Source organism: Streptomyces inhibens, from assembly GCF_003389455.1.
GTDB lineage: Bacteria > Actinomycetota > Actinomycetes > Streptomycetales > Streptomycetaceae > Streptomyces > Streptomyces inhibens.
Genome location: NZ_QUAC01000077.1, coordinates 78,228 through 101,270, shown reverse-complemented (window position 1 = coordinate 101,270; position 23,043 = coordinate 78,228). Strand labels below are relative to the sequence as shown.

18 protein-coding genes are annotated in these 23,043 nt (G+C 71.0%); 7 read left to right on the top strand and 11 right to left on the bottom strand.

Going from position 1 to position 23,043, the window contains the following annotated elements; translation table 11 throughout:
• Positions 1-34 precede the first annotated feature (34 nt).
• Positions 35-982, top strand: coding sequence for a TauD/TfdA dioxygenase family protein (locus DY245_RS11170; RefSeq protein ID WP_128506166.1), 948 nt, complete (start codon positions 35-37; stop codon positions 980-982).
• 102 nt (positions 983-1,084) lie between these two features.
• On the opposite strand, the gene DY245_RS11165 is transcribed toward DY245_RS11170, so the two are convergent.
• On the bottom strand, positions 1,085-1,930 hold the full coding sequence (locus DY245_RS11165) for an ArsR/SmtB family transcription factor (protein ID WP_128506164.1): 846 nt from the start codon (positions 1,928-1,930) through the stop codon (positions 1,085-1,087).
• Positions 1,931-2,594: 664 nt separating this feature from the next.
• Between DY245_RS11165 and DY245_RS11160 the strand changes: the two genes are divergently transcribed.
• Positions 2,595-2,876, top strand: coding sequence for a DUF6355 family natural product biosynthesis protein (locus DY245_RS11160; RefSeq protein WP_128506162.1), 282 nt, complete (start codon positions 2,595-2,597; stop codon positions 2,874-2,876).
• A gap of 235 nt (positions 2,877-3,111) precedes the next feature.
• On the opposite strand, the gene ppdK is transcribed toward DY245_RS11160, so the two are convergent.
• From ppdK to DY245_RS11145, 3 genes are all read right to left on the bottom strand, one after another.
• Positions 3,112-5,892, bottom strand: a complete 2,781-nt coding sequence (ppdK, locus tag DY245_RS11155; protein WP_425329368.1) for a pyruvate, phosphate dikinase — start codon at positions 5,890-5,892, stop codon at positions 3,112-3,114.
• Positions 5,893-6,172: 280 nt separating this feature from the next.
• Positions 6,173-6,904: a type 1 glutamine amidotransferase gene (locus tag DY245_RS11150; RefSeq protein WP_128506158.1), complete on the bottom strand. Its 732-nt coding sequence runs from the start codon at positions 6,902-6,904 to the stop codon at positions 6,173-6,175.
• A 61-nt stretch (positions 6,905-6,965) separates the two neighbouring features.
• The gene (locus DY245_RS11145) at positions 6,966-8,480 is read right to left on the bottom strand and encodes an MFS transporter (protein ID WP_244942977.1); all 1,515 of its coding nucleotides are present in this window, start codon (positions 8,478-8,480) and stop codon (positions 6,966-6,968) included.
• A gap of 102 nt (positions 8,481-8,582) precedes the next feature.
• On the opposite strand from DY245_RS11145, the gene DY245_RS11140 reads away from it, so the two are divergent.
• Positions 8,583-9,500: a helix-turn-helix transcriptional regulator gene (locus DY245_RS11140; RefSeq protein ID WP_128506156.1), complete on the top strand. Its 918-nt coding sequence runs from the start codon at positions 8,583-8,585 to the stop codon at positions 9,498-9,500.
• Between the two features lie 41 nt (positions 9,501-9,541).
• On the opposite strand, the gene DY245_RS11135 is transcribed toward DY245_RS11140, so the two are convergent.
• From DY245_RS11135 to DY245_RS11115, 5 genes are all read right to left on the bottom strand, one after another.
• Entirely contained in the window at positions 9,542-10,393 is an 852-nt protein-coding gene (locus DY245_RS11135; protein WP_128506154.1) for a fumarylacetoacetate hydrolase family protein, read from the bottom strand.
• Positions 10,390-11,298, bottom strand: a complete 909-nt coding sequence (locus DY245_RS11130) for a DODA-type extradiol aromatic ring-opening family dioxygenase (protein WP_128506151.1) — start codon at positions 11,296-11,298, stop codon at positions 10,390-10,392. The genes DY245_RS11135 and DY245_RS11130 overlap by 4 nt, the downstream gene beginning before the upstream one ends.
• Entirely contained in the window at positions 11,291-12,787 is a 1,497-nt protein-coding gene (locus DY245_RS11125) for an aldehyde dehydrogenase (RefSeq protein ID WP_128506223.1), read from the bottom strand. The genes DY245_RS11130 and DY245_RS11125 overlap by 8 nt, the downstream gene beginning before the upstream one ends.
• Before the next feature lie 87 nt (positions 12,788-12,874).
• On the bottom strand, positions 12,875-13,456 hold the full coding sequence (locus DY245_RS11120) for a MarR family winged helix-turn-helix transcriptional regulator (protein ID WP_181923616.1): 582 nt from the start codon (positions 13,454-13,456) through the stop codon (positions 12,875-12,877).
• 230 nt (positions 13,457-13,686) lie between these two features.
• Positions 13,687-14,496: an acetoacetate decarboxylase family protein gene (locus tag DY245_RS11115; RefSeq protein ID WP_128506147.1), complete on the bottom strand. Its 810-nt coding sequence runs from the start codon at positions 14,494-14,496 to the stop codon at positions 13,687-13,689.
• Between the two features lie 236 nt (positions 14,497-14,732).
• Here DY245_RS11115 and DY245_RS11110 point away from each other — a divergent pair, with 236 nt between their 5' ends.
• Together DY245_RS11110 and DY245_RS11105 are read left to right on the top strand one after the other, a co-directional pair.
• Positions 14,733-16,091, top strand: a complete 1,359-nt coding sequence (locus DY245_RS11110) for a glutamine synthetase family protein (protein WP_181923615.1) — start codon at positions 14,733-14,735, stop codon at positions 16,089-16,091.
• Positions 16,092-16,143: 52 nt separating this feature from the next.
• Entirely contained in the window at positions 16,144-17,424 is a 1,281-nt protein-coding gene (locus DY245_RS11105; protein WP_128506145.1) for a cytochrome P450, read from the top strand.
• A 16-nt stretch (positions 17,425-17,440) separates the two neighbouring features.
• On the opposite strand, the gene dusB is transcribed toward DY245_RS11105, so the two are convergent.
• The gene (gene dusB / locus DY245_RS11100; RefSeq protein WP_128506143.1) at positions 17,441-18,592 is read right to left on the bottom strand and encodes a tRNA dihydrouridine synthase DusB; all 1,152 of its coding nucleotides are present in this window, start codon (positions 18,590-18,592) and stop codon (positions 17,441-17,443) included.
• Positions 18,593-18,947: 355 nt separating this feature from the next.
• Between dusB and DY245_RS11095 the strand changes: the two genes are divergently transcribed.
• Complete coding sequence (locus DY245_RS11095; RefSeq protein WP_128506141.1) at positions 18,948-20,369, top strand: MFS transporter; 1,422 nt, start codon at positions 18,948-18,950, stop codon at positions 20,367-20,369.
• A gap of 42 nt (positions 20,370-20,411) precedes the next feature.
• Here DY245_RS11095 and DY245_RS11090 read toward each other — a convergent pair whose 3' ends face one another.
• Positions 20,412-21,332: a helix-turn-helix transcriptional regulator gene (locus DY245_RS11090; protein ID WP_181923613.1), complete on the bottom strand. Its 921-nt coding sequence runs from the start codon at positions 21,330-21,332 to the stop codon at positions 20,412-20,414.
• A gap of 101 nt (positions 21,333-21,433) precedes the next feature.
• Between DY245_RS11090 and DY245_RS11085 the strand changes: the two genes are divergently transcribed.
• Positions 21,434-22,987: an MFS transporter gene (locus DY245_RS11085; protein ID WP_128506139.1), complete on the top strand. Its 1,554-nt coding sequence runs from the start codon at positions 21,434-21,436 to the stop codon at positions 22,985-22,987.
• The last annotated feature ends 56 nt before the right edge of the window (positions 22,988-23,043 follow it).

The window sequence follows — 23,043 nt, the reverse complement described above, 5'->3', positions numbered from 1 at the left end:
CAGCGCGCCTCCCCCTTCCCTCCAGGAGGACCAGTTGACGACCCTCGCCGATGTCACCCCCGCCCCCACCCCGCCTCTCCGCCCGCACCGCATCCCCGCCGACGGGCTGTACGAAGGGCCTCGCCCCCTGCGCCGTACGCCCGACGGATGGGAGGACCGGCCGTACGAGCTGTTCGAGGTCGTGCCGCAGGCCGCCACCATCGGGGCCGAGATCCGCGGGCTCGATCTGTCCCGGCCGCTGTCCGAGGGCCTGCGCGCGGAGCTGAACCGGGCGTTGCTGGAGTGGAAGGTGTTGTTCTTCCGGGGCCAGCATCTGAGCTCCGCCGCACAGCGCGAATTCGCTGGTAATTGGGGGGAGTTGGAGACCAATCCGCTGCTGGCTCCGGGCGATTCGAAGGATGTGGTCCGGTTCGACAAGGCGGCCGGCGGGGCCCCTACGTTCGAGAACGTATGGCACACGGATGTCACGTTCCGGGAACGGCCGGCGCTGGGTGCGGTGTTGCAGTTGCGCGAGGTGCCGCCGGTGGGCGGAGACACGATGTGGGCCGATATGGCGGCGGCATACGACAATTTGCCGATGGAAATCAGAGCCCTGATCGATGGGGCACATGCGGTGCACGACTATCTCCCGGGCTTCGCACGCTTCTGCACCGCGACCCAACTCGCGCCATTCCAGGCGGAGTTCCCACCGGTGGAGCATCCGGTGGTGCGCCGCCACCCGGAGACCGGGCGGCGGATGCTGTTCGTCAACGCGTCCTTCACCACCCGGATCGTGGGGTTGGCGAAGGCGGAGAGCGACCGGCTGCTGCGGGTGCTGTTCCAGCAGGCGCACGTCCCGGAGTACCAGGTGCGGTGGCGCTGGCAGGCGGGGGACATCGCGTTCTGGGACAACCGTGCCACCCAGCACTACGCGGTGAACGACTACGGGACGCACCGCCGGGTCGCCGAACGGGTCGCCATCGCCGGCGATCGCCCGTACTGACGGCGAGACGATCGCCCGTAGTGGCCGCGGGCCGCACCCGATCGCAAGCCCTGCCCGGCCACGGACCCTGCCTGACCTCCGGCCCCGCCTCACCGACGCGTCTCACGCCAGCCGTTCGTACGCCGGCCCCTCCGCCTGGCGCGCGCCGCGCAGCAGGGCCGCGCCCAGCGGGGTGAGGGTGTGCAGCACCGCGTTGCCCTGCCGCAGGGTGACCAGGAGGCCGGCGTCGCGGAGGACGGTCGCGTGCTGGCTGGCGGAGGCGAGCGAGACATCGGCGCGGCGGGCGAGTTCGCTGGTGGTGCAGCCGACGCCGACGCCCTGGAGTATCGCGGAGCGGGTCTGGCCGACGAGCCGGCCCAGGGAGCGTTCCGGCGCGACGTGCGGGGTGAGCCGGGGCGCCTGGTGCTCGACGGGGTAGACCAGAACGGGCGTCAGATCCGGGTTGTGGAAGGTGACGGGGGTGCGGCGGCAGAAGTACGAAGGCAGCAGGAGCAGCCCCCGGCCGCCCAGATGCAGATCGCGGTCCACCGGATAGTCGGCCTCCAGCACGGGCGGGCGCCAGCGCATCATCGGAGGCAGCGAGGCGAGCAGCCGGTCCGCGCCGCCGTCCAGCAGCGCCCGCCCGCGGGTGGCCCGGTCGGCCTCTATTCGGCCCTGGACGCGCGACCAGTACGGGGCGACCGCCGCCTCGTAGTAGCGCTGCAGTACGCCGGCGAGCCGGCCGAGGGCGCGGGTGTCGCCGTCGGCCATCGCCCGTATCCACGACGGGAGCGGACGGGTGGCCGTGGAGAGCCGGGAGAGCTCGTCGCAGAGGCGCGCGGCGGGTGTCTCGCGCAGTGCGGCGAGTGCGTCGGCCATCCCCAGGAGCCCTTCGGCGGGCGTCAGGAAATCGGGAAAATAGCCGCGCGTGGGCACGAGTGGCGCCAGCAGTCGCGCTTCGCCATTCAACTTTCCGCGCGTTTCCGATCGCCATTTGCCGAACGCCGAATCGTCACGTCTGTCACGCAGGCGATGAAAGCTTAAGACGGTCTCCCACAGTGCGTCCGGGCGTGCCGCAATGCGCACACGGGCCAGATCGAGTCCACTGAAATGGACGCGTAACACCGAACCCCCACCCTTGGTTTCCTCAGTCGGCCCCCGGCACGCCTGAGTATGCACGCCAACACACCCGGTCACCATGCCCTTTTGGCCAGACTTGAAAGTGGTCGCGCCACCCGGCGGGCCGGAGGAATGCTTGTACTCAATTCGACGGCGGCGCGAACGGCCCGGATTGCTCGATCCCGTGGGGGGTGATGGGCAAACAACCGACCGCTCGGCAGCCCCGTTGAAGGCCGCCTTCCCACGCCGACTGGGGTGGCGGCAGCTCCCGAGGGGGGAGTCCGGAGAAAGCGAGGGCGGCACCTCCGCACAGGTGCCGCCCTCGTCGGGCTGACCTGCGCAAAGTCCCCTCGACAGGGCCCTGATGTACCTCAAACACCTCCGCACCCGACCGGGTGAACTCCCCCACTCGTACGAGCGACATCGTACGACCACCAAGAGTGCCTGCTGCAACGCTCTCCGCGTGCACGAGTCACCAGTGCTCGGGCATCGCGTCCTCAAGAAGGAGTCAACCGTGAGCGTTCGCCGTTTCCTGCCGACTGTCCTCGGCGCCGTAGCCCTCATCTTCGGACTGTCCACCGCCGCCGCCCCGTCGGCCGCCGCCGACCCCTGCGGGTTCTACAAGACCGGCAGCGACGCCTTCTACAACCACTGCACGAGCGACGGCTCACGCGTGGTCATCAAAGTGAAAGTGGCATGGGGCCCCGACTACGAGCGCTGCGTAACCCCCGGCAAGACGTGGCTGGGTTCGGCCGGCAAGATCCAGGGCGCGCACTACGTCGGCCGTACCTGCTGACCCGGCATGACGGCGGGCCCGGGGCGCCGCGCCCCGGGCCGCGCAGATAACAGCGCAGATCACACCGCAGATCACAAAAAGTGAGGGCGGCACCTCCGCACAAGGTGCCGCCCTCATCAGGGTGCCGGAGCCGACAGCCAGGCGGCTGAGGGTCGGTGCCTACGGTCGGCTCCGGTGGGTCTGGTCCAGGTCACCGCGAGCGCGCTCGGCGCCCGCGGTGACCCGGCCGGATCGGTCAGCGGCTGTCGCTGCCCTTCGACTCGGCGGCCGCGCGGCCCGCCTCCAGTCGTGCGACCGGGATGCGGAACGGGGAGCAGGAGACGTAGTCCAGGCCGACCTCGTGGAAGAAGTGGACGGACTCCGGGTCGCCGCCGTGCTCACCGCAGACCCCGAGCTTGAGGTCGGGGCGGGTGGCCCGGCCGGCCTCGGCGGCGTTGCGGACCAGGGAGCCCACGCCGTCCTTGTCGATGGTCTCGAAGGGGCTGACGCCGAAGATGCCCTTCTCCAGGTACGCGGTGAAGAAGCTGGCCTCGACGTCGTCGCGGCTGAAGCCCCAGACCGTCTGCGTGAGGTCGTTCGTACCGAAGGAGAAGAAGTCGGCGGACTCGGCGATCTGACCGGCCGTGAGGGCGGCGCGGGGCAGTTCGATCATCGTGCCGAGGGGGAGCCGGAGGTCGACGCCGTGGGTCTTCTCGACCTCGGCGATGACCTGCTCGGCCTCCTCGCGGACGATCTCCAGCTCCTGGACGGTGCCCACCAGCGGAATCATGATCTCCGCACGCGGGTCGCCCTTGGCGTTCTTGCGCTCGGCGGCCGCCTCGGCGATGGCGCGCACCTGCATCGCGAACAGACCGGGGATGACCAGACCGAGGCGCACACCGCGCAGGCCGAGCATCGGGTTCTGCTCGTGCAGCTTGTGCACGGCCTGGAGGAGCCGCAGGTCGTTCTCGTTGGCGTCCTTACGGGCCTCGGCGAGGGCGACGCGTACCGACAGCTCGGTGATGTCGGGCAGGAACTCGTGCAGCGGCGGGTCCAGCAGCCGGACCGTCACCGGCAGCCCGTCCATCGACTCGAACAGCTCGATGAAGTCGGCCTTCTGGAGCGGCAGCAGCTGGCTGAGCGCAGCCTCCCGGTCGGTCTCGGTGTCGGCCAGGATGAGGCGCTCGACCATCTCGCGGCGCTCACCGAGGAACATGTGCTCGGTGCGGCACAGGCCGATGCCCTGGGCGCCGAACCGGCGGGCGCGGGCGGCGTCCTCGGCGTTGTCGGCGTTGGCCCGTACGCGCAGCCGGCGCACCCGGTCCGCGTACGCCATGATCCGGTGGACGGCCTTGACCAGCTCGTCCGCGTCGTCGGCGCCGGCGTGCATCCGGCCCTCGAAGTACTCCACGACCGGGGACGGCACGACCGGCACCTCGCCGGCGTAGACCTTGCCGGTGGAGCCGTCGATGGAGACGACGTCGCCCTCCTCGATGACGGTGCCGTCGCTGGTCGTCATCTTGCGGGACTTGGTGTCGACCTCCAGCTCCTCGGCGCCGCAGACACAGGTCTTGCCCATGCCGCGGGCGACGACGGCGGCGTGCGAGGTCTTGCCGCCGCGGGAGGTGAGGATGCCCTCGGCGGCGATCATGCCGTTGAGGTCGTCGGGGTTGGTCTCCCGGCGGATCAGGATGACCTTCTCGCCGGAGCGCGACCACTTGACGGCGGTGTACGAGTCGAAGACGGCCTTGCCGACCGCCGCGCCCGGGGAGGCGGCGATACCGCGGCCGATCATCTCGGACTTGGCGCCCAGGTCGAAGCGGGGGAACATCAGCTGCGCCAGCTGCGCGCCGTTGACCCGCTGGAGGGCCTCGGCCTCGTCGATCAGGCCCTGGTCGACGAGCTGGGTGGCGATCCGGAAGGCGGCACCGGCGGTGCGCTTGCCGACCCGGGTCTGCAGCATCCACAGCTTGCCGCGCTCGATGGTGAACTCGATGTCGCACAGGTCCTTGTAGTGCGTTTCGAGCGTCTCCATGATCTGCATCAGCTGGTCGTACGACGCCTTGTCGATCTGCTCCAGGTCCGCGAGCGGGACCGTGTTGCGGATACCGGCGACGACGTCCTCGCCCTGCGCGTTCTGGAGGTAGTCGCCGTAGACGCCCTGGTGGCCGCTGGCGGGGTCGCGGGTGAAGGCAACGCCGGTGCCGGAGTCGGGGCCGAGGTTGCCGAAGACCATCGAGCAGACGTTGACCGCGGTGCCGAGGTCGCCGGGGATGCGCTCCTGGCGGCGGTAGAGCTTGGCGCGGTCGGTGTTCCAGGAGTCGAAGACCGCGCGCACGGCGAGGTCCATCTGCTCGCGCGGATCCTGCGGGAAGTCCCGGCCGGTCTCCTTGGCGACGATGTCCTTGAAGTGCGCGACCAGGTTCTTGAGGTCGGCGGCGTCGAGGTCGACGTCGACGCGGACGCCCTTGGCCTGCTTGGCCTCCTCCAGCGCGTCCTCGAAGCGTTCGCCGTCGACGCCCAGCACGGTCTTGCCGAACATCTGGATCAGGCGGCGGTAGGAGTCCCACGCGAACCGCTCGTCGCCGGCCTGCGCGGCGAGGCCGGAAACCGATGCATCGGAGAGGCCGATGTTGAGGACGGTGTCCATCATGCCGGGCATGGAGAACTTCGCACCGGAACGCACCGATACGAGCAGCGGGTCGTCGGCCTGGCCGAGCTTCTTGCCCATCTTCTGCTCAAGGGCGTCGAGGTGCTCGGAGACCTCGGCACGCAGTGCCGCGGGCTCGGTGCCGCTGTCGAGGTAGACCTTGCAGGCTTCAGTGGTGATCGTGAAGCCCGGAGGGACGGGAAGTCCCAGGTTGGTCATCTCGGCGAGGTTCGCACCCTTGCCACCGAGAAGGTCCTTGAGGTCTTTGTTGCCCTCGGTGAAGTCGTAGACGAACTTCGCGGACGAAGGCTGGGTTACGTGGGGATCTTGTGTTTCCGGCACGGCACTGACTCCTCGCCGACGGGCTGCCCTGACGGCGAGGAACATACCCAGATCGAAGGCGTATGGGTACGTCCACTTGGTCGACATACGTGTGTAACCAGTCGTCCGCCAGCAGATCGAAAGTGATCACGCATCCGGCAGACAGTTCATTACCTGAATGCATCACTCCGCTACGCGTTCGGATTGGGCAAAGTGTGCTACTCACTGCGACGGATGGGTTAATCAATCGAACGCATGAGCCGTGGCACCCGGTGCCACCATTGGAGAGGTGGAGCCCTGTCATTAACGCTCATCTGAGCCCACCCCCTATCAGGCGTGGCGAGAATCACGCGCTCATGTGTGACTCGGTCCCATCATTTGGACCCCCCTGGGCTACCTGATCAAGGAATGCGTCCACCAGGGCGCGCGCCCGCTCCCGTACGGCCGGCAGATCTGCGCGCAATTCGGCCACCAGTTGCTCCGGGTCGACCCCCAACTCGGCCGCGATCTGCGTCCCGTCCTGGTCGAACCAGGCCTGTAGCACCTCCGGCGTCAGCTCCGGATGGAACTGCACCCCCCAGGAGCGGCCGCAGACGAAGGCCTGCGGGCCGACGTCATTGCGCGCCACCTCCCGGGCGCCGGGCGGCAGCAGCCAGCGCTCGCCGTGGAACTGGAACCAGGGGCCGGGCCCCACCAGTTCCGGTTCGTCGGTCGCTATCCGGCTCCAGCCCAGCTCGAAGCGGGGCGCGGCCTCGATGTCCCCGCCCAGCGCCGCGGCCAGCGCCTGACTGCCGAAGCAGATGCCGAGCACGGGTATGCCGGCCTCGTGCGCCGAGCGCAGCAGGGCCAGTTCGGCCTCGATCCAGGCGTTCCTTCGTGCCACCGACCACGGGGCGCCGAGCGTCAGGATCAGGCCATAGTTCTCGGCCGGTGGGAACGCCACGCCGACGTCCGGATTCGTATACCGCTCGGCCGGCACGACGAGCAGTTCGTCGAGCTCATAGCCCCGTTCGGCCAGCCGCTCGCCCACGTGGCCGGCGGTGGACAGATGGTCGTGAACGATGACCAAGGCACGCATGGTCGGCACTCCCCTCCCGTTTCGATGAGCCGTACGGTTAGCCGTTTGGACTCAAACTTCATTATCGCCGTTCTCGGTGCCGCTTGCCCAGGAGTAGCGGGAGTACCGCCAGCGCCGCGAGCAACGCGCCGGCCGTGACCGGCAGTGCGGTTGTGTGCAGGGCGTCCGCCGATGCGGCCGCCGTCCGCACCGCGGTGGCTCCGCCGGCCCCGTGCCGGTCGGCGAGGGCCAGGAAGATGCTCCCGTACGCCGCGACGCCGACCACCTGCGCGAGCTGCGGGACGGTGGTGAGCACCCCGCTGGCATCCGAGGCATCGGCCGGGGCGATCTTGGACAGGGCCAGGGTCAGCAGCGGGCTGGTGGTGTACCCGAGGCCGAGCCCCCATACGAGTTGCAGCACCGGCAGTACGAGACCGCCCTGGCCGCCCTGGCGCATGGCCAGTCCGATGCCGAGGTAGCCGGCCGCCGCGAGGGTGCAGGCCACCGCGATCATCGGCAGATGCCAACGGGTGGGCAGCTTCTGCCAGGTGAGGCTGCCGGTGGCGACGCCGAGGGCCAGCGGTGCGAAGGTCAGGCCGGCGCGGGTGGCGGACTCGCCGAGCCCCGACTGCAGATGCTGGGAGAAAGAGAAGAGAAAGCCCGCATACCCGGCCATACCGAAGAACAGCGAGGTCGCGCCGCACACCAGATGGCGTGACCGCAGCACCCGGCCGGGCACCAGCGGCGCACCGCCCCGGCGCGCGACCGCCCGCTCGACGACGACGAACAGCGCGAACATCGGGGCCGCGGCGGCCAGACAGACCGTCGTCCACAGCGGCCAGCGCTGCTCATGCCCCAGGACCAGCGGTACGACCAGCAGCAGCAGCGCGGCCGTCAGCGTGACCAGGCCGGGCAGGTCCAGGCCCTTGTCCGACCGGGGCAGCCCGCGGGGCAGCAGCCGTACCGCCGCGAGCAGCAGCGCGAGCCCGACGGGCACATTGATCAGGAAGACCGGCCGCCAGCCGGTGCCGAACAGATCCGCGCTGACCAGCAGCCCGCCGGCGACCTGGCCGACGACCACGGCGACGGCGATCACCGTCGCGTACAGGCTCAACGCCCGCGCCCTGGCGGGCCCTTCGAAGGTCAGCTGAATCAGGCTGTAGATCTGCGGGACCATCAACCCCGCGCCGATGCCCTGCACCACACGCGCGGCGATCAGCACACCCGCCCCCGGTGCCAGCCCACACCCGAACGAGGCCAGGGTGAAGGTCGCGAGCCCGATCAGGAAGACGGTCCGGAATCCGTGCCGGGCGCCGAGCCGGGCCCCGGTGATCAAAAGCGCCGCATAGGAAATCGTATAGCCGGAGACGATCAACTGGAGTGCGGAGCCGGTGGTATGGAGGCCGGTCCGCATGGTCGGGGTGGCGACATTGACCACGGTCGCATCCAGCAGCGCCATGAATACCGCGCCGAGGATGACGACGAGAATTCCGGTGTGCTGCGAGCGCTTTCCTTTCCGGGTGGCGGGGGATTGTTGTTTCCCGCCGTGCATTTCCCGGGTGTCGCCGTATGCGCGTTCCTGTGTGGTCTCACTCATGGCAGCGATGATCAGCGCCGGTCCATTCGGGTACCAGATATCCGGTGATCCTGGTACCGGCGGTATCTGGCACAGCATGACGGCGTCCCGCAAGATGGTGCGGTGTCCACCATCACGACCCGTTCCGCGGCCGCCGCCTCCCGGCGCGGTGAACTCGCGGCGTTTCTGCGGCTCCGCCGGGAGCGCATCGCGCCGAAGGACGTGGGCCTGCCCGGCGGCCCGCGGCGCCGTACCCCGGGGCTGCGGCGTGAGGAGGTCGCCCAGCGCGCCGGTGTGGGAGTGGCCTGGTACACCTGGCTCGAACAGGGGCGGGCCATCAACCCGAGCGTGCAGGTGCTCGATGCCATCGCCCGCGCGCTGCTGCTCGACCCGACCGAGCGCGACCATCTGCACCGGCTCGCCGGCGTCCCCGGCGCCGCGAAGTGCACCCCGGCGCGGCAGCCGCTGCCGCCCGAGGCGCAGACCATTCTGGATTCCCTGAGCCCGTTGCCGGCGAGCATGGTGTCCGCCGGCTATGACGTACTGGCTTTCAACGAGGCCTATGCGGCGCTCGATCCGCGGATGGTGCTGCTGCCGCCGTCGGACCGTAATGTGTTGTGGCGCCTTTTCACGGCGGACGAGAACACCCAGCCGCTGGTCGACTGGGAGCGCGAGGTCTCTTTCATGGTCGGCCAGTTGCGGGCCGAATTCGGCCGGCGGCTCCATGACCCGGGCTGGCGCGCGTACATCCGGAAACTCTCCGAGGCCAGCCCGCTCTTCGTGGAAATGTGGGCCCGGCACGAAGTCTCCGCGCCGGTCACCCATCGCAAGGGATTCCGGACGGTCGACGGCCGCGAGGTCACCATTACCGCGACCGGTTTCACCACTGCCGCGGTCCCGGACGCCAAGATGTGGATCTATACGCCGGCCGGCCCGGAAGCGGTCCGGGTGATCGATGAACTCCTCGTCCGCTACCGGGAGATCGGCGCCGCCGGGCTGGTCGCCGAGGGAGCGGAGGGAGCGGAGGGGCCGGGGAGCTGACGGGGGACCGGAGCGGCGAGCAGCTCGGTGCGGCGAAGGGCTCAGCGGCGGGGCGGGCGGATGCCGCGGAATTCCCAGTCGCCGCCCAAAGCGGTGGAGAGGACTTCCTCGGAGGCGGTGGGCTGGGCGCCGACGTCGGTGCGGAGGGCGGTCGGCCCGCTGACGATGCGGTTGGACAGCCGGCCCAGGCCCTCGGCCTCGACCTCGACGAGGTCGCCGGGCTGTACGGGGCGGGAGTTGGCGGGCGTACCGGAGAGCAGCACATCGCCCGGGTGGAGGGTGATGGTGCGGGCGATGTCGGCGACGAGGTAGTGCATGTCCCAGGTCATCTCGTCGGTCGAACCGTCCTGGACGAGCGCGCCGTTGACATAGGTACGCAGATATTTGCCGTGGAAGTCCCAGCCGGTGACCAGGCCCGGGCCGAGCGGGCAGAGGGTGTCGGAGCCCTTGACGCGGAGCATGGAGCCGGCGTCGGTGTCGCGGAAGTCGTGCAGGCCGAAGTCGTTGGCGAGGGTGTAGCCGGCGATGTGGTCGCCCGCGTCGGCCGGGGAGACATTGCGGCAGGTGCGGCCGATGACGACGGCGATCTCGCCCTCGTAGTTGAGGTAGTGGCAGCCCTCGGGACGGACGACGGCGCCGTGGTGGGAGTTGAGGGCGGAGACCGGCTTGTGGAAGTAGGTGGGGGCGGGCGGGAGCGTCGTACCGAACTCGGCCACCCGGCTGCGGTGGTTGAGGTGGACGGCGATGACCTTGGACGGGACGACCGGGGGGAGGTGGTGGGCCCGGTCGGTCCTCACCCGGCGGCCGTCGGCGGCGAGCAGCTCGTCGCCCTCGCGGACGACCTGGACGGCGGCACCGTCGAGGAGGATGCGGCGGTATTCGGTGGTGGTCACTGGGCTGCCTCGCTCCTGTCGGTGGTCCAGCCCTGGGCCGGGCGGTCGAACCAGAGGTGGATCTGGCCGGTCCCGACGGAGTTCTCGTACGCGCTGTAGGCCCGCGCGGGTGCGGTGCAGCGTTCCTCGCCGAGCGCGCCGATCATCATCAGGTAGTGGCCGAAGCGGGCCTCCGGCCGGTGTGTGAGGAACTCCGGCATGGTGCGGAGGACCTGGGCGTGGTCGCCGCGTGCGAACCATGCGATGCGCCGTTCGTCGGCTGCGCGCGCCTCGGGCGTACGGATGTGTACGGGGTCGCTCGCCTCGTGGTCGCGCAGTTCGCGCAGCGGCCAGAAGGTGTGCGAGAGAGCGCCGGAGGCGATCAGCAGCACCCTGCGGCCGGGGAGCGCGGCGATACCGTCGGCGAGCGCCCGGCCGAGCCGTAGATGGTCCTCGGTGTCGCCGGTCTGGCAGACGCCGATGGAGAGCCAGCGTTTGTCGGGCAGGCCCTTGCCGAGGTGGTCCCAGAGGTTGATGGTCGCGTAGTGGACGGGCAGGTGGGGATCGTCGACGGGGGTGATCCAGGTGCCGTGTCCAGCGGCGAACCGGGCGACGGAGTGGGCGAGTTCGGGGTCGCCGGGATAGTCGTACGGCATCCGGCACATACCGCGCGGCAGCTCTTCGGAGGTGAAGAGGCCGGCCCGGCGCCGCTGGGCGGCGACGACGAATTCGACGGTGGTGGCCCAGTGGGAGTCGAGGACGACGACGGTGTCGTAGTCGGCGGTCTCGAAGACCTCGGTGCGCAGCCGGCGCAGGCCGGGGACGAGGCTGATCTCGTCGCCGTTGTTGAGCTCTCTGCGGGTGGCCTCGGGCAGCACGATGGTGGGGACGTGGGCGAGCAGTCCGGCGCCGATGATCTCACCCATGCCGGGGCCCGCCGATCGGTGCGGTGACGGTGTGCTTTGCGGTGACGGTGTTCTTGAGGTCGCAGTAGAAGTCGAAGCTCCAGTCGCCGCCCTCGCGGCCGATGCCGGATGCGCGGGAGCCGCCGAAGGGTGCGGCAAGGTCGCGTACGAAGAAGCAGTTGACCCAGACGGTGCCGGCGACGAGCCGGGCGGCGACCCGGTCGGCGCGGGCGCGGTCGCCGGTGGCGAGGGTGGCGGCGAGCCCGAAGCGGGTGTCGTTGGCGAGCGCCACGGCCTCGTCCTCGGTGGTGAAGGTCTGCAGGGTGAGGACGGGCCCGAAAACCTCTTCCTGGACGATCTCGGAGCACTGGGCGACATCGGTGAGGAGGGTGGGGCGGTAGTAGTTCCCGCCGAGGCCGTCGTGGGGGCCGCCGCCGAGCAGGGCGCGGGCGCCGTCGTCCAGGGCGCGGCGGACGAAGCCGTCGATCCGGGCGAGGTGGTCGGGGTGGATGGTGGGGCCGATGTCGGTGGCCTCGTCGCGCGGATCGCCCTGGGTGAGGGCGCGCGCCTTGGCGAGGAAGCGCTCCAGGAAGGCGTCGCGGACCGGCTCCTCGACGAGCAGCCGGGTGCCGGCGAGGCAGACCTGGCCGGCGTTGTCGTATTGCTCGACGGCGAGGTCGGCGGCCGGCTCCAAATCCGCGTCGGCGAAGACCAGCAGCGGTGATTTGCCGCCGAGTTCGAAACTGGTGGGGACGAGGTTCGCGGCGGCGGCCGCGGCGATCTTGCGGGCGGTGGGCACCGAGCCGGTGAAGCTGATCCGGCGGACGTCCGGGTCGGCGGTGAGCGGCGCGCCGGCCTCGGCACCGTAGCCCTGGACGACGTTGAGGACGCCGGCCGGCAGTCCGGCCTCGGCGGCGATGTCCGCGAACAGCGAGGCGGTCAGCGGGGTCCATTCGGCGGGTTTGAGGACGACGGTGTTGCCGGCCGCGAGCGCCGGGGCGATCTTCCAACTGGCCAGCATCAGCGGGGCGTTCCACGGGGTGATCAGGACGCAGGGGCCGGCCGGGTCCCAGTCGATGTGGTTGGTGTGTCCGCGCCCGGTGCCGGAGGCAGGGGCAGGAGTCGTGAAGTCGTCGTGGCCCAGGGCCAGCAGCCGGTCGGCGAAGAAGCGCAGGTTGTGGGCGACGCGGGGCATCACACCGCGGCGGTGGGAGCGCAGCAGCGCGCCGTTGTCGGCGGTCTCCACGGCTGCGAGGTCCTCCAGGCGGGCCTCGACGCCGTCGGCGACGGCGTGCAGCAGCCGGGCGCGTTCGGTGCGCGGGGTCGCGGCCCAGCCGGGGAACGCCTCGCCGGCGGCGGCCACCGCGGCCTTGGCCTCGGCCGGGCCGCCGCGGGCGATCTCGGCGAGCGGGGCGCCGTCGATGGGCGAGTGGTCGGGGTAGGTCGCGGCGGAGGCGATGCGCCGGCCGCCGATCCAGTGGCGGGTGTCGACGGGGACGCCGGCCACCATGGCGGTGTGCGGGGGTGCGGGGCGAGCCGTCACTCACGACCTCCATTTTATTTGACCTCAAACAACGTAGGAGGCGGCGAGGCAGGGTCAACCCCTCGGCTCCTTTGCCCGTCGGCCGCTCCGCCGCGGTCGCGGGTCCTCGCCGTCCAGCAGTTCCAGCCGCCGTTCCTCGCCGCGGGTCTCGACCTGCACCACGATCCGGCGCAGCAGATCCGCCAGGTCCAGCGACTCGTCGTTGCTCAACCCCTCGGTGACAAAGGCTTCTTCGGCGTTGAACTCCGGGAACACCCGGGCCATCAGCCGCTCACCTTCGGGCGTGAGGGAGAGCAGGGCGAGCCGCCCGTCGGCCGGGTGCCCGGTGCGCTCCATCAGGCCGCGGGCCTGGAGGGTGCGGGCGACGCCGGTGAGCGTGCCTTTGGAGATACCGGCCTCCTCGGCGACCCGGCGGGTCTCCATCTCGCCCCAGATCCACACCACCCACAGCACCACGAAGGAGGTCCAGGTCAGCTCGGCGCTGCGCAGCACGGAGTTCTCGAAGTGCTGCCGTACGGCGGCCGCGGCGCGGTAGATGTTCGCCACGGCGGCCATCTGCTCGTGGCGGATGGGGGTGTCACCGAGCTTGGCCTGTACCGCCTTCTCCGTGTCCCCGATGGAACGGTGCCCGCTCACCACAGCATCTCCCTAGCGTCTTTCCCGATGCCGGCCGCTCCCCGGCCGGATCCCTCGCCGGGCTTCGTTTACGGCCGTAGGATCTGCCGCACCCGCATCCCGTACGGACTCAAACGATATCGCGGTCCAGGCCTGCCCGCCCCTTGCCCGTACGCCGACACGCCGCGCGCCGCCTCCGCCCCGCTGGTCGGCGCTTCGGCGGCCCGCTCCCCCATTTGCGGGAGCGGGCCTCAGCATCCGGCGCCCGACGTCCCGCTCTCCAGCAGCGTCCCGCCGTTCCAGCACACGCCCACCTGCCGGTAGTACGCGCCGATCGGCTCCTCGACGCGCAGCGCGGCCAGCTCCTCCGTAGGCGCCTCGAACAGCTCCAACTCGGCGTCCGCCGACCAGGGTTGACCGCCCTCGAAGGACTCCGCCCCGGAGGCGATCAGCTCGTCCAGGGCGAGTCCCTTGCCCGGCTCGATCGAGGGCAGCGAGCGGTGGTGGGCCATCGGGTGCCCGTTGACGAAGCCGTTGGAGTCGGACGGCTCGCGCAGTGTGACCACGGCCTGGGCCAGCCGCCGGTCGGCTGCCGCCAGCGTGGCGCCGAAGACCGCACCGGCCTCGATACGCGGCGCCGGGCCGTACGGGTGCGGGCGGGTCAGCTGGATCGAGCCGAGTTTCTTCGGGTAGCCCTGGTGGTTGCCGCGGGCGAGGGCGAAGTCCTTGTCGACCCAGATATAGACACAGCGCGAGTAGGTGTTTCCGCGGTAGGAGCACCGCACGACGGCGAAGCACTCCTTGTACTGACTGCGGACGGGGTCGAGCAGCTCCTCCTTCGACGCCCCGCAGGACTGCCAGTCGGCCCAGATCAGCGCGACCGCGCCGGGGTCCTCGGCAGCCAACTCCAGGGGCGCGGGCAGCAGTTCGGCGACCCGGGCCGGACCGGTGCGGTACTCGACGGTGAGCAGATCGCCGGAGTAGTACCAGGGCGGGGCGGGGACCGGGGACGAGCGTCCGGTGGCGGTCCTGGGCGGGAAGAATCCGCGGACGGCGGGCACGGTGCCTCCTGGGAGCAGGGAGTCATTTGGGGCCGTACGTTATGCCGCCGAGGCCTACTTGTCACCAGCCCCGACGGGCGAGCACATTCAGCACGCCCCCTTGTGCGGCCTCCCGCACCTCCATACCGTTTGATCCCAAATAACACCCCTCCCTGCTCCCCTCCCCACTCCCCCTCCCCGCTCCCTCCCGCCGACATCGACCGCCCTCCCGATCCGTCCAGAAAGGCTGGGGTCCGGTGCGCGAACCACAGACCGAGCAGTCCCCCGCAGCTACCGCCGAGGCGCTGTCCGCCCAGGGCATCGACATCGTGCGCGTCGTCTATCCCGATCTCATCGGAGCCGACCGGGCCCGCGACCTCCTCGTCGATCAGCTGCCGGCCGCCTGCGGCCACGGCCTCGCCTTCTGCCGCGCCGTCTACCACACCAGCCCGCAGGGCGATGTGGTCCCGATCGCCGGCGGCCTGGAGGCGGGGCTGCCGGACATCACCGTACGACCGGATCTCGCCACCCTCGCCCCGCTCCCCTGGGAGCCCGGCGTCGCCTGGTGTCTGGGTGACGCCCACGACCCCACGACCGGCGGACCGGCCCCCGAATCGCCCCGCGACCTGCTGCGCCGCGTCCTGGCCCACACCGCCGACCTGGGCCTGCACCCGGTGGTCGGACCGGAGTTGGAGTACTACCTGTGCCGGCCGGATCCGTCCACGCCGGGCGGCTGGTCCCCGTACGCACCGGAGCCCGGCAACGTCTACAGCGCGGGCCGGCGCGGCGACCCCGACGGCCATCTCGTCTCCGCGCTGCGCCAACTACGCACGCTGGGCATCGGCGCCACGGCCGGCAACCACGAATTCAGCGCCGGCCAGTTCGAGATCAATCTGACCCACTCCGCCGCCCTGGACGCCGCCGACCGGGCCTTCCTCTTCAAGGCCGCGGTCAAGGAAATCGCCCGTACGGAAGGCCGGTTGGCCACCTTCATGGCCAAGCCCTTCAACGCGGAGGGCGGTTCGGGCTTCCATCTGCACCTCTCCCTCGTGGACGGCGCGGGACACAATGTCTTCGCGGACGACAGCGCCCCCGACGGGCTCTCCGGGACCGCCCGGCACGCCATCGCCGGGATCCTCGCGCACGCCCCGGCGCTCGCCGCACTGCACAACCCCACCGTCAACTCCTACAAGCGCTTCGGCCCGGACTCCCTCGCGCCCTGGCTGATCGACTGGGGCCCGGACAACCGCAGCGCCATGCTCCGCATCCCCCCGGAGCGCGGCGACGGCACCCGGCTGGAGCTGCGCCTGGGCGACGCCGGCGCCAACCCGTACCTCGCCATCGCCTCCGCCGTCGCGGCCCTGGCGCTCGGCATCCGCGGCAAGCTCGACCCGCCCGCCCCGCTGGACGGCTACGGCTACCGCACCGACCTCGCCCCGAAGCTGCCCGGCACCCTCGACGCCGCCCTGGACGCGCTCACCGCGGACACCGAGCTGACCGGCCTGCTCGGCGCCGGCTTCACCGAGCCGTTCCTCGCGTACAAGCGCAATGAGATCGCGCGCTTCCAGCAGTACGTCACCGACTGGGAGTTCCGCGAGTACGCCCGTCTGCTGTGACCCGCGCGCCTCGCTCCCCCCTCGCTTCCCCTGCCGCCCCTAGGAGCCCCGTATGCCGCGCGACCTCGCCGCCGCGCCCGCCCCGCTGCCGCTCGCCGATGTCGATCTCGCCGACAACGACCGCTTCACCGATGGTCAGCTCCCCTGGCGGATGTTCGACACCCTGCGCCGCGAGGACCCCGTCCACTGGCAGCCCGAACCGGCCCCCCACCACGGCTTCTGGGCAGTCACCCGGCATGCCGACATCGTGCGGGTCGACCGCGACCCGGAGACCTTCACCTCCACCCGCTTCACCAACCTCGAAGAGGTCGACGACGACCAGATCGCCGTCCGCCGCTCCCTCCTGGAGACCGACGGCCTGCGCCACCAGGCACTGCGCCGGCTGCTGCAGAGGCAGTTCACCCCGCGCGCGGTGGCCGCGTACGGGGACTTTCTGCGCGGACTGACCGCCCGCACCCTGGACGCGGCGCTGGCCAAGGGCAGCTTCGACTTCGTCGCCGAGGTCGCCGCCGACTTCCCGATCAATGTGCTGGCCCGGATGCTGGACGTCCCCGAGGGCGACACCCGGCAGCTCATCGACTGGGGCAACCGCATCATCGGCAACACCGACCCCGACTACGCCGATGTCCTCCTGGAGAGCGCGGAGAGCGAGCGGTACCGCAATCTGCCGTTCCGCTCCCCGGCCGCCCTCGAAGTCTTCGCGTACGGAAGGGAGTTGGCCGCCAAACGGCGCGGCGGCAGCGGCGTGGACCTGGTCAGCATGCTGGTCAACCAGACCCCGCGGGACGGCATCGCGCTGTCCCGGGAGGACTTCGACAACTACTTCCTGCTGCTGGTCGTGGCCGGCAACGAGACCACCCGGCACGCCATCTCGCACACCATGCTCGCGCTGATGAACCACCCCGAGGAGATGGCCAAGCTCCAGGCCGACCCGTCGCTGATCCCGAACGCGGTCGAGGAGTTCCTGCGCTGGGCCTCCCCCGTCTACCACTTCCGCCGCACCGCGACCCGCGACGTCGCACTCGGCGGCAAACGGATCAAGGAGGGCGACAAGGTCGTGCTGTGGTTCGCCTCCGGAAACCGCGACGAGGCGGTCTTCGAGGACCCCTACCGCTTCGATGTGACCCGGCGGCACAACGACCATCTCACCTTCGGGAAGGGCAGCCCGCACTTCTGCCTGGGCAGCTCGCTGGCCCGCCTGGAGATGCGGATCATGTTCGAGGAACTGCTGCCCCGGCTCGCCGGCATCCGGCTGACCGGCCCGGTCCGCCGGGTCCGCTCCAACTTCGTCAACGGCATCAAGGAGCTGCCGGTCGAGGTGGTGCCGGCCTGACGAGAGCCGCCGCGGCTCAGCCGCCCGAGGTGTCCAGCTCCGCGTCCGCGTCCACGCCCGCGCAGTCGTACGGGTCCTCCAGCCAGCCGTCCGGCAGGACGACCCGGTTGCGGCCCGAGGTGCGGCCGCGCGGGCCGTCCGCGCCCACCGGCCACGGCTGGTCCAGGTCCAGCTCCGACAGCAGCGCGTCCAGCTCGTCGAGCGAGGAGGTGACCGCGAGGCTGCGGCGCATCTCGGAGCCGATCGAGAAGCCCTTGGTGTACCAGGCGACATGCTTACGGAAGTCGATCACGCCGCGCGCCTCGTCGCCGATCCACTCGCCCAGCAGGGTGGCGTGCCGCAGCATCACGGCCGCGACCTCCTTGAGCGTGGGCTGGGCGAAAGCGACCTCACGGCCTCCGGCCTGGGGGCCCGTGCCCTCGAAGGCGGCGACCAGATCGCCGAACAGCCACGGCCGCCCCAGGCAGCCGCGCCCCACGACCACCCCGTCGCAGCCGGTCTCGCGCATCATCCGCCTGGCGTCGTCCGCCGACCAGATGTCGCCGTTGCCGAGCACCGGGATCTCCGGGACATGCTCCTTCAGGCGCGCGATGGCGTCCCAGTCGGCGGTGCCGCCGTAGTGCTGGGCCGCGGTCCGGCCGTGCAGCGCGATCGCCGTGATGCCCTCCTCGGCCGCGATCCGCCCCGCGTCCAGGTAGGTGATGTGGTCGTCGTCGATGCCCTTGCGCATCTTCATGGTCACCGGCAGCGCGCCCGCGTTCGCCACCGCCTCACGCAGGATGGAGCGCAGCAGATTCCGCTTGTACGGCAGCGCCGAGCCGCCACCCTTACGGGTCACCTTGGGGACCGGGCAGCCGAAGTTCAGATCGATGTGGTCGGCGAGGTTCTCCTCCGCGATCATGCGGGCGGCCTTGCCGACGGTGTCCGGGTCGACGCCGTAGAGCTGGATCGAGCGCGGCTTCTCGGTCTCGTCGAAGTGGATCAGCTGCATGGTCTTCTCGTTGCGCTCGACCAGCGCCCGCGTCGTGATCATCTCGCTGACGAAGAGGCCCTTGCCCCCGGAGAACTCCCGGCACAGCGTCCGGAACGGGGCATTGGTGATCCCGGCCATCGGCGCGAGCACCACGGGTGGCTGCACCGTGTGCGGACCGATCTGCAGCAGAGACATGGAGGCGATTCCTTCGGCTTTCTTCGGCTTCCTTCGGCGGGGCGGTGCTGGCCGCGGCCGTAGCGGCGAACCGGCCGCCGCGATCTCCCATTGTCCCGCACCACGCAAGTGGCCCAGGACCGAGGCCGGCGGCCCCAGATCGCTGTAGCGTTCAAGAATGCCTCGGAGCCCGTTGTGGAACCCCGGCCGGATCAGCTCGGGTCGTCTGGTGCGTGCGATCGCAAGGCGGCGGAGCGCCTTCGTAGCGGAGCTACGCGGGCGGTTCGCCAACGCCGCGAGCGTGCGTGCCAGGCGTCCCGAGCCCGGCCGGGGTGCCACGACGGGCTCCGAGCTGAGTCGTCGACGGCGTGGGGTAGTGCTGGCGATCTGCTGTCTGAGCCTGCTGATCGTCAGCCTCGACAACACCGTTCTCAATGTCGCGCTGCCGTCCGTGCAGCGCGAGCTGCACGCCTCGGTCTCCGGCCTGCAGTGGACGATCGACGCCTACACCCTGGTCCTGGCGTCGCTGCTGATGCTGGCCGGCTCCACCGCGGACCGGCTCGGCCGGCGCCGGATCTTCGTGGTCGGTCTGGTGGTCTTCGCGATCGGCTCACTGCTGTGCAGCCTGGCGCCCGACCTGCAATGGCTGGTGGTCTTCCGTATGGTGCAGGCGGTCGGCGGCTCGATGCTCAACCCCGTCGCGATGTCGATCATCACCAACACCTTCACCGAGCCCCGGGAGCGGGCCCGCGCCATCGGGGTGTGGGGCGGGGTCGTCGGCATCAGCATGGCGGCCGGGCCGGTGATCGGCGGGCTGCTGGTGCAGAGCGTCGGCTGGCGTTCAATCTTCTGGATCAACGTCCCGATCGGCGCACTCGCGCTGTTCCTGACCCTGCACTACGTCCCCGAGTCGCGCGCCCCCAAGCCGCGCCGGGTCGACCCGGTCGGCCAGCTGCTGGTGATCGCGCTGCTCGGCTCGCTGACGTACGCGATCATCGAGGCCCCCGAAGCCGGCTGGGCGTCCCCGGAGATCCTGGCGTTCGTGCTGGTGGCGCTCGCCTCGCTGGCGGCCCTGATCCCGTACGAACGCCGCCGGGCCGAACCCCTCATCGATCTGCGGTTCTTCCACAGCGCACCGTTCAGCGGCGCCACCGTCGTGGCGGTCTGCGCCTTTGCCGCGCTCAGCGGCTTTTTCTTCGTCAACACGCTGTATCTGCAGAACATCCGCGGGCTGTCCGCCCTGGACGCCGGGCTCTACATGCTGCCGATGGCCGGTATGACGCTGATCTTCGCGCCGCTGTCGGGGCGGCTGGTCGGCAGCCGCGGCCCCCGGCTGTCGCTGCTGCTCGCCGGCGTCATGATGGGGGCGAGCGGGCTGCTCTTCGCGGCATTCGACGCGGAGTCGACGAACGCCCTGCTGTTCACCGGCTATGTGCTGTTCGGCATCGGATTCGGCCTGGTCAACGCGCCGATCACCAACACGGCGGTGTCCGGGATGCCGCGCGCCCAGGCCGGGGTGGCGGCCGCCGTCGCCTCCACCAGCCGGCAGGTCGGGCAGTCGCTCGGCGTCGCGGTGATCGGCGCCGTACTGGCCGGCGGGGCGCATGCCGCCGCCACCGCGGACGAATTCCTCGCGGCCGGCCGCCCGGCCTGGTGGATCATCGCCGGCTGCGGCGCGGCGATCCTGCTGCTCGGCGCGCTGACGACGGGCCGGTGGGCGCAGGCGACGGCCGGCCATACGGCGGCGCTGTTCGAGGACGAGGCGCGGGACCACCGGACGGCGGACATGCGGTCGTAGGCGGGGCCCGGCCGCCCGGCTCGGGCCCCTCGGCCCGTACGGTCACACCGCGACCGGCGCCGCCAGCTCCTCCAACTGCACCAACCGCTCACGGGACGTCTCGTCCACGGGGGTGTAGGACAGCAGCTTGGGGCCGGGGTTGGGCCCCGTCCACAGGCTCGTGGCGGACAGCTGGAGCACGCCCACCCGCGGATGCCGGAAGAGCTTGACGGAGCTCATCGGGCGGATGACCTCGTGCTGTGCCCAGATCTCACGGAACTCGGGCGAGGCCTCCGTCAGCCGGGCGACCAGCGCCTTCCAGGGCGGCTCGGCGACATGCTCGGCCATCGACGCCCGGAATTTGGCGGCCATCACCCGCATCGTGGCATCCAGATCGACCACGCTCGCCCGCCACTCGGCGTTCGTGAACGCCAGCCACATGCAGTTGCGGTCCTCCTCGGGCAGCGCGTCGAGATCGCACATCAGCCGCCCGTAGGTCCTGTTGTAGGCGAGGATGTCGAACCGGCTGTTCTGTACGACGGCGGGGAACGGCGCGAGCTGTTCGAGGATCTGCCGCAGTTCGCGCGGTACGCCCGTGCACTCGGTGCCCGGCAGCGGGTCGACCGCCCCGGCCAGCGCGAACAGATGGCTGCGCTCGGCGCGGTCGAGCAGTAGCGCACGGGCCACCGCGTCCAGGACCTGCGGCGATACATGGATGTCCCGGGCCTGTTCGAGCCAGGTGTACCAGGTGACCCCGACGGCGCCCAGATGCGCGACCTCTTCGCGGCGCAGCCCAGGGGTGCGCCGACGGGCGCCCCGCGGCAGCCCGACCTGCTCGGGCGTGATCCGCTCCCGCCGGCTGCGCAGAAAGGCGGCCAGCTCGGCCCGGCGGGCGGTGTCGTCGCGCGGGGCGGTGCCGGGGCGCGGGGCGGTGCCGGCGCCAGGGGGTGTGGCAGCCTGCGGCATGGTCACGTCGACGGTCATGCTTCCAGCGTGCCGCAGTGCCCAGCCGGTTGCCAGGTAGCACTGGTACCAGGATAAGGACACTCTGGTACCCGTCTGGGCGGTCGACGATCGTCGACTCCGTGAGCGATACCCGAGCCCAGACCACCACTCCGGAAGCCCCGGCCACGGCCCTTGCCGCCCCGGCCACCGTCCCGGGCGCCCGGACCCCGGCAGCCCGGACCGCCCCGGCGACCCCGGAGGCACCGGCCACTGCGGCCACCACCCGCCCCACCCCGCAGCAGCACCCGGCACCCACCGTGCTGACCCCGCTCGGCCTGCTGACCGTCCTGTTGGGCGCGGCCCTTCCCCTGATCGACTTCTTCATCGTCAATGTCGCCCTGCCGACCATCGACCACGATCTGCACGCGGGCCCCGCGATGCTGGAGATGGTGGTGGCCGGCTACGGCGTCGCGTACGCCACGCTGCTGGTCCTCGGCGGACGGCTCGGCGACATGATCGGCCGCCGCCGGCTGTTCCTGTGGGGCCTGTCCACCTTCGGTCTGACCTCCCTGGCCTGCGGTCTTGCCCCGGACGCCGGGACGCTGGTGGCCGCCCGGGTCGCCCAGGGCGCGGCGGCCGCGCTGCTGCTGCCGCAGGTACTGGCCACCATCCAGGCCACCACCACCGGCAAGCGGCGCGCCAAGGCGGTCAGCCTCTACGGCGGCACGGCCGGTATCTCCAGCGCCGTCGGCCAGGTGCTCGGCGGTCTGCTGGTCTCCGTCGACCTGGCGGGCACCGGCTGGCGCGCGGTCTTCCTGGTGAACGTCCCGATCGCCGCCGCGGCCTGGCTGCTGGCCGCCCGTACGGTCCCCGAGACCCGCTCCCCGCACCCGAGCCGGGTCGACGGCCTCGGCACCGCACTGCTCGCCACCACGCTGATCACCCTGCTGCTGCCGCTGACCGAGGGCCGGGCGGCCGGCTGGCCCGTGTGGTCCTGGATCCTGCTGGCCGTCTTCCCCTTCGCCGGCACCGCGTTCATCCTCGTCGAGCGCCGGGCCGAACGCGCCGGCCGTACGCCGCTGGTCCCGCCCTCGCTGCTGCGCATCCCCTCCGTGAACAGCGGACTGACCATGATCGTCCCGTTCTCGCTGGGCTTCGGCGGCTTCATGTTCGTGGTGGCCGTCGCGCTCCAGAACGGTCTGCACTACGGCCCGTTCGCGGCCGGTCTGTCGCTGGCGCCGCTCTGCGTCACGTTCTTCCTCGCCTCGCTCGCCGGCCCGCGGCTGGTGCTGCGCTTCGGGCGGCGGGTGGTGATCGCCGGCTCGCTGATCCAGGGCACCGGGCTGATCGCGCTGGCGCTGACCGTGTACGCGGGCTGGCCCGGCATCTCGGTGGCCGGCCTCGCGCCGAGCATGGCGGTGCTCGGGCTCGGGCAGGGCATGGTGCTGCCGGTCCTGATGCGCATCGTGCTGAGCGAACTGCCGGTGGCGCAGGCGGGCGTGGGCGGCGGCGTCATGGTCACCACCCAGCAGTCCGGTCTCGCCCTGGGCGTGGCCACCCTCGGCACGCTCTTCCTCGCGCTGCTGCCGGCCGTCGGCGTCCGCGATGCGCTGCTCACCGCGCTGCTGTCACAGCTGGCGATCGTCGTGGGCACGACGACGCTCGCCCTGCGCCTGCCACGAACACTGCGCTGACCTGCGAGAAGACGGGCTGGGTGCCGGTTTCCGGATCCGCGGTGGACTCCGACTCA

Coding starts and splice junctions, on each gene's coding strand:
- DY245_RS11130 (WP_128506151.1), bottom strand. CDS start 11,298: ATGGGTGAGATCATCGGCGCCGGACTGCTCGCCCACGTCCCCACCATC.
- DY245_RS11145 (WP_244942977.1), bottom strand. CDS start 8,480: ATGAGTGAGACCACACAGGAACGCGCATACGGCGACACCCGGGAAATG.
- ppdK (WP_425329368.1), bottom strand. CDS start 5,892: ATGTTCCTCGCCGTCAGGGCAGCCCGTCGGCGAGGAGTCAGTGCCGTG.
- DY245_RS11125 (WP_128506223.1), bottom strand. CDS start 12,787: ATGGTGGCCGGCGTCCCCGTCGACACCCGCCACTGGATCGGCGGCCGG.
- dusB (WP_128506143.1), bottom strand. CDS start 18,592: ATGTCTCTGCTGCAGATCGGTCCGCACACGGTGCAGCCACCCGTGGTG.
- DY245_RS11105 (WP_128506145.1), top strand. CDS start 16,144: ATGCCGCGCGACCTCGCCGCCGCGCCCGCCCCGCTGCCGCTCGCCGAT.
- DY245_RS11150 (WP_128506158.1), bottom strand. CDS start 6,904: ATGCGTGCCTTGGTCATCGTTCACGACCATCTGTCCACCGCCGGCCAC.
- DY245_RS11090 (WP_181923613.1), bottom strand. CDS start 21,332: ATGACCGTCGACGTGACCATGCCGCAGGCTGCCACACCCCCTGGCGCC.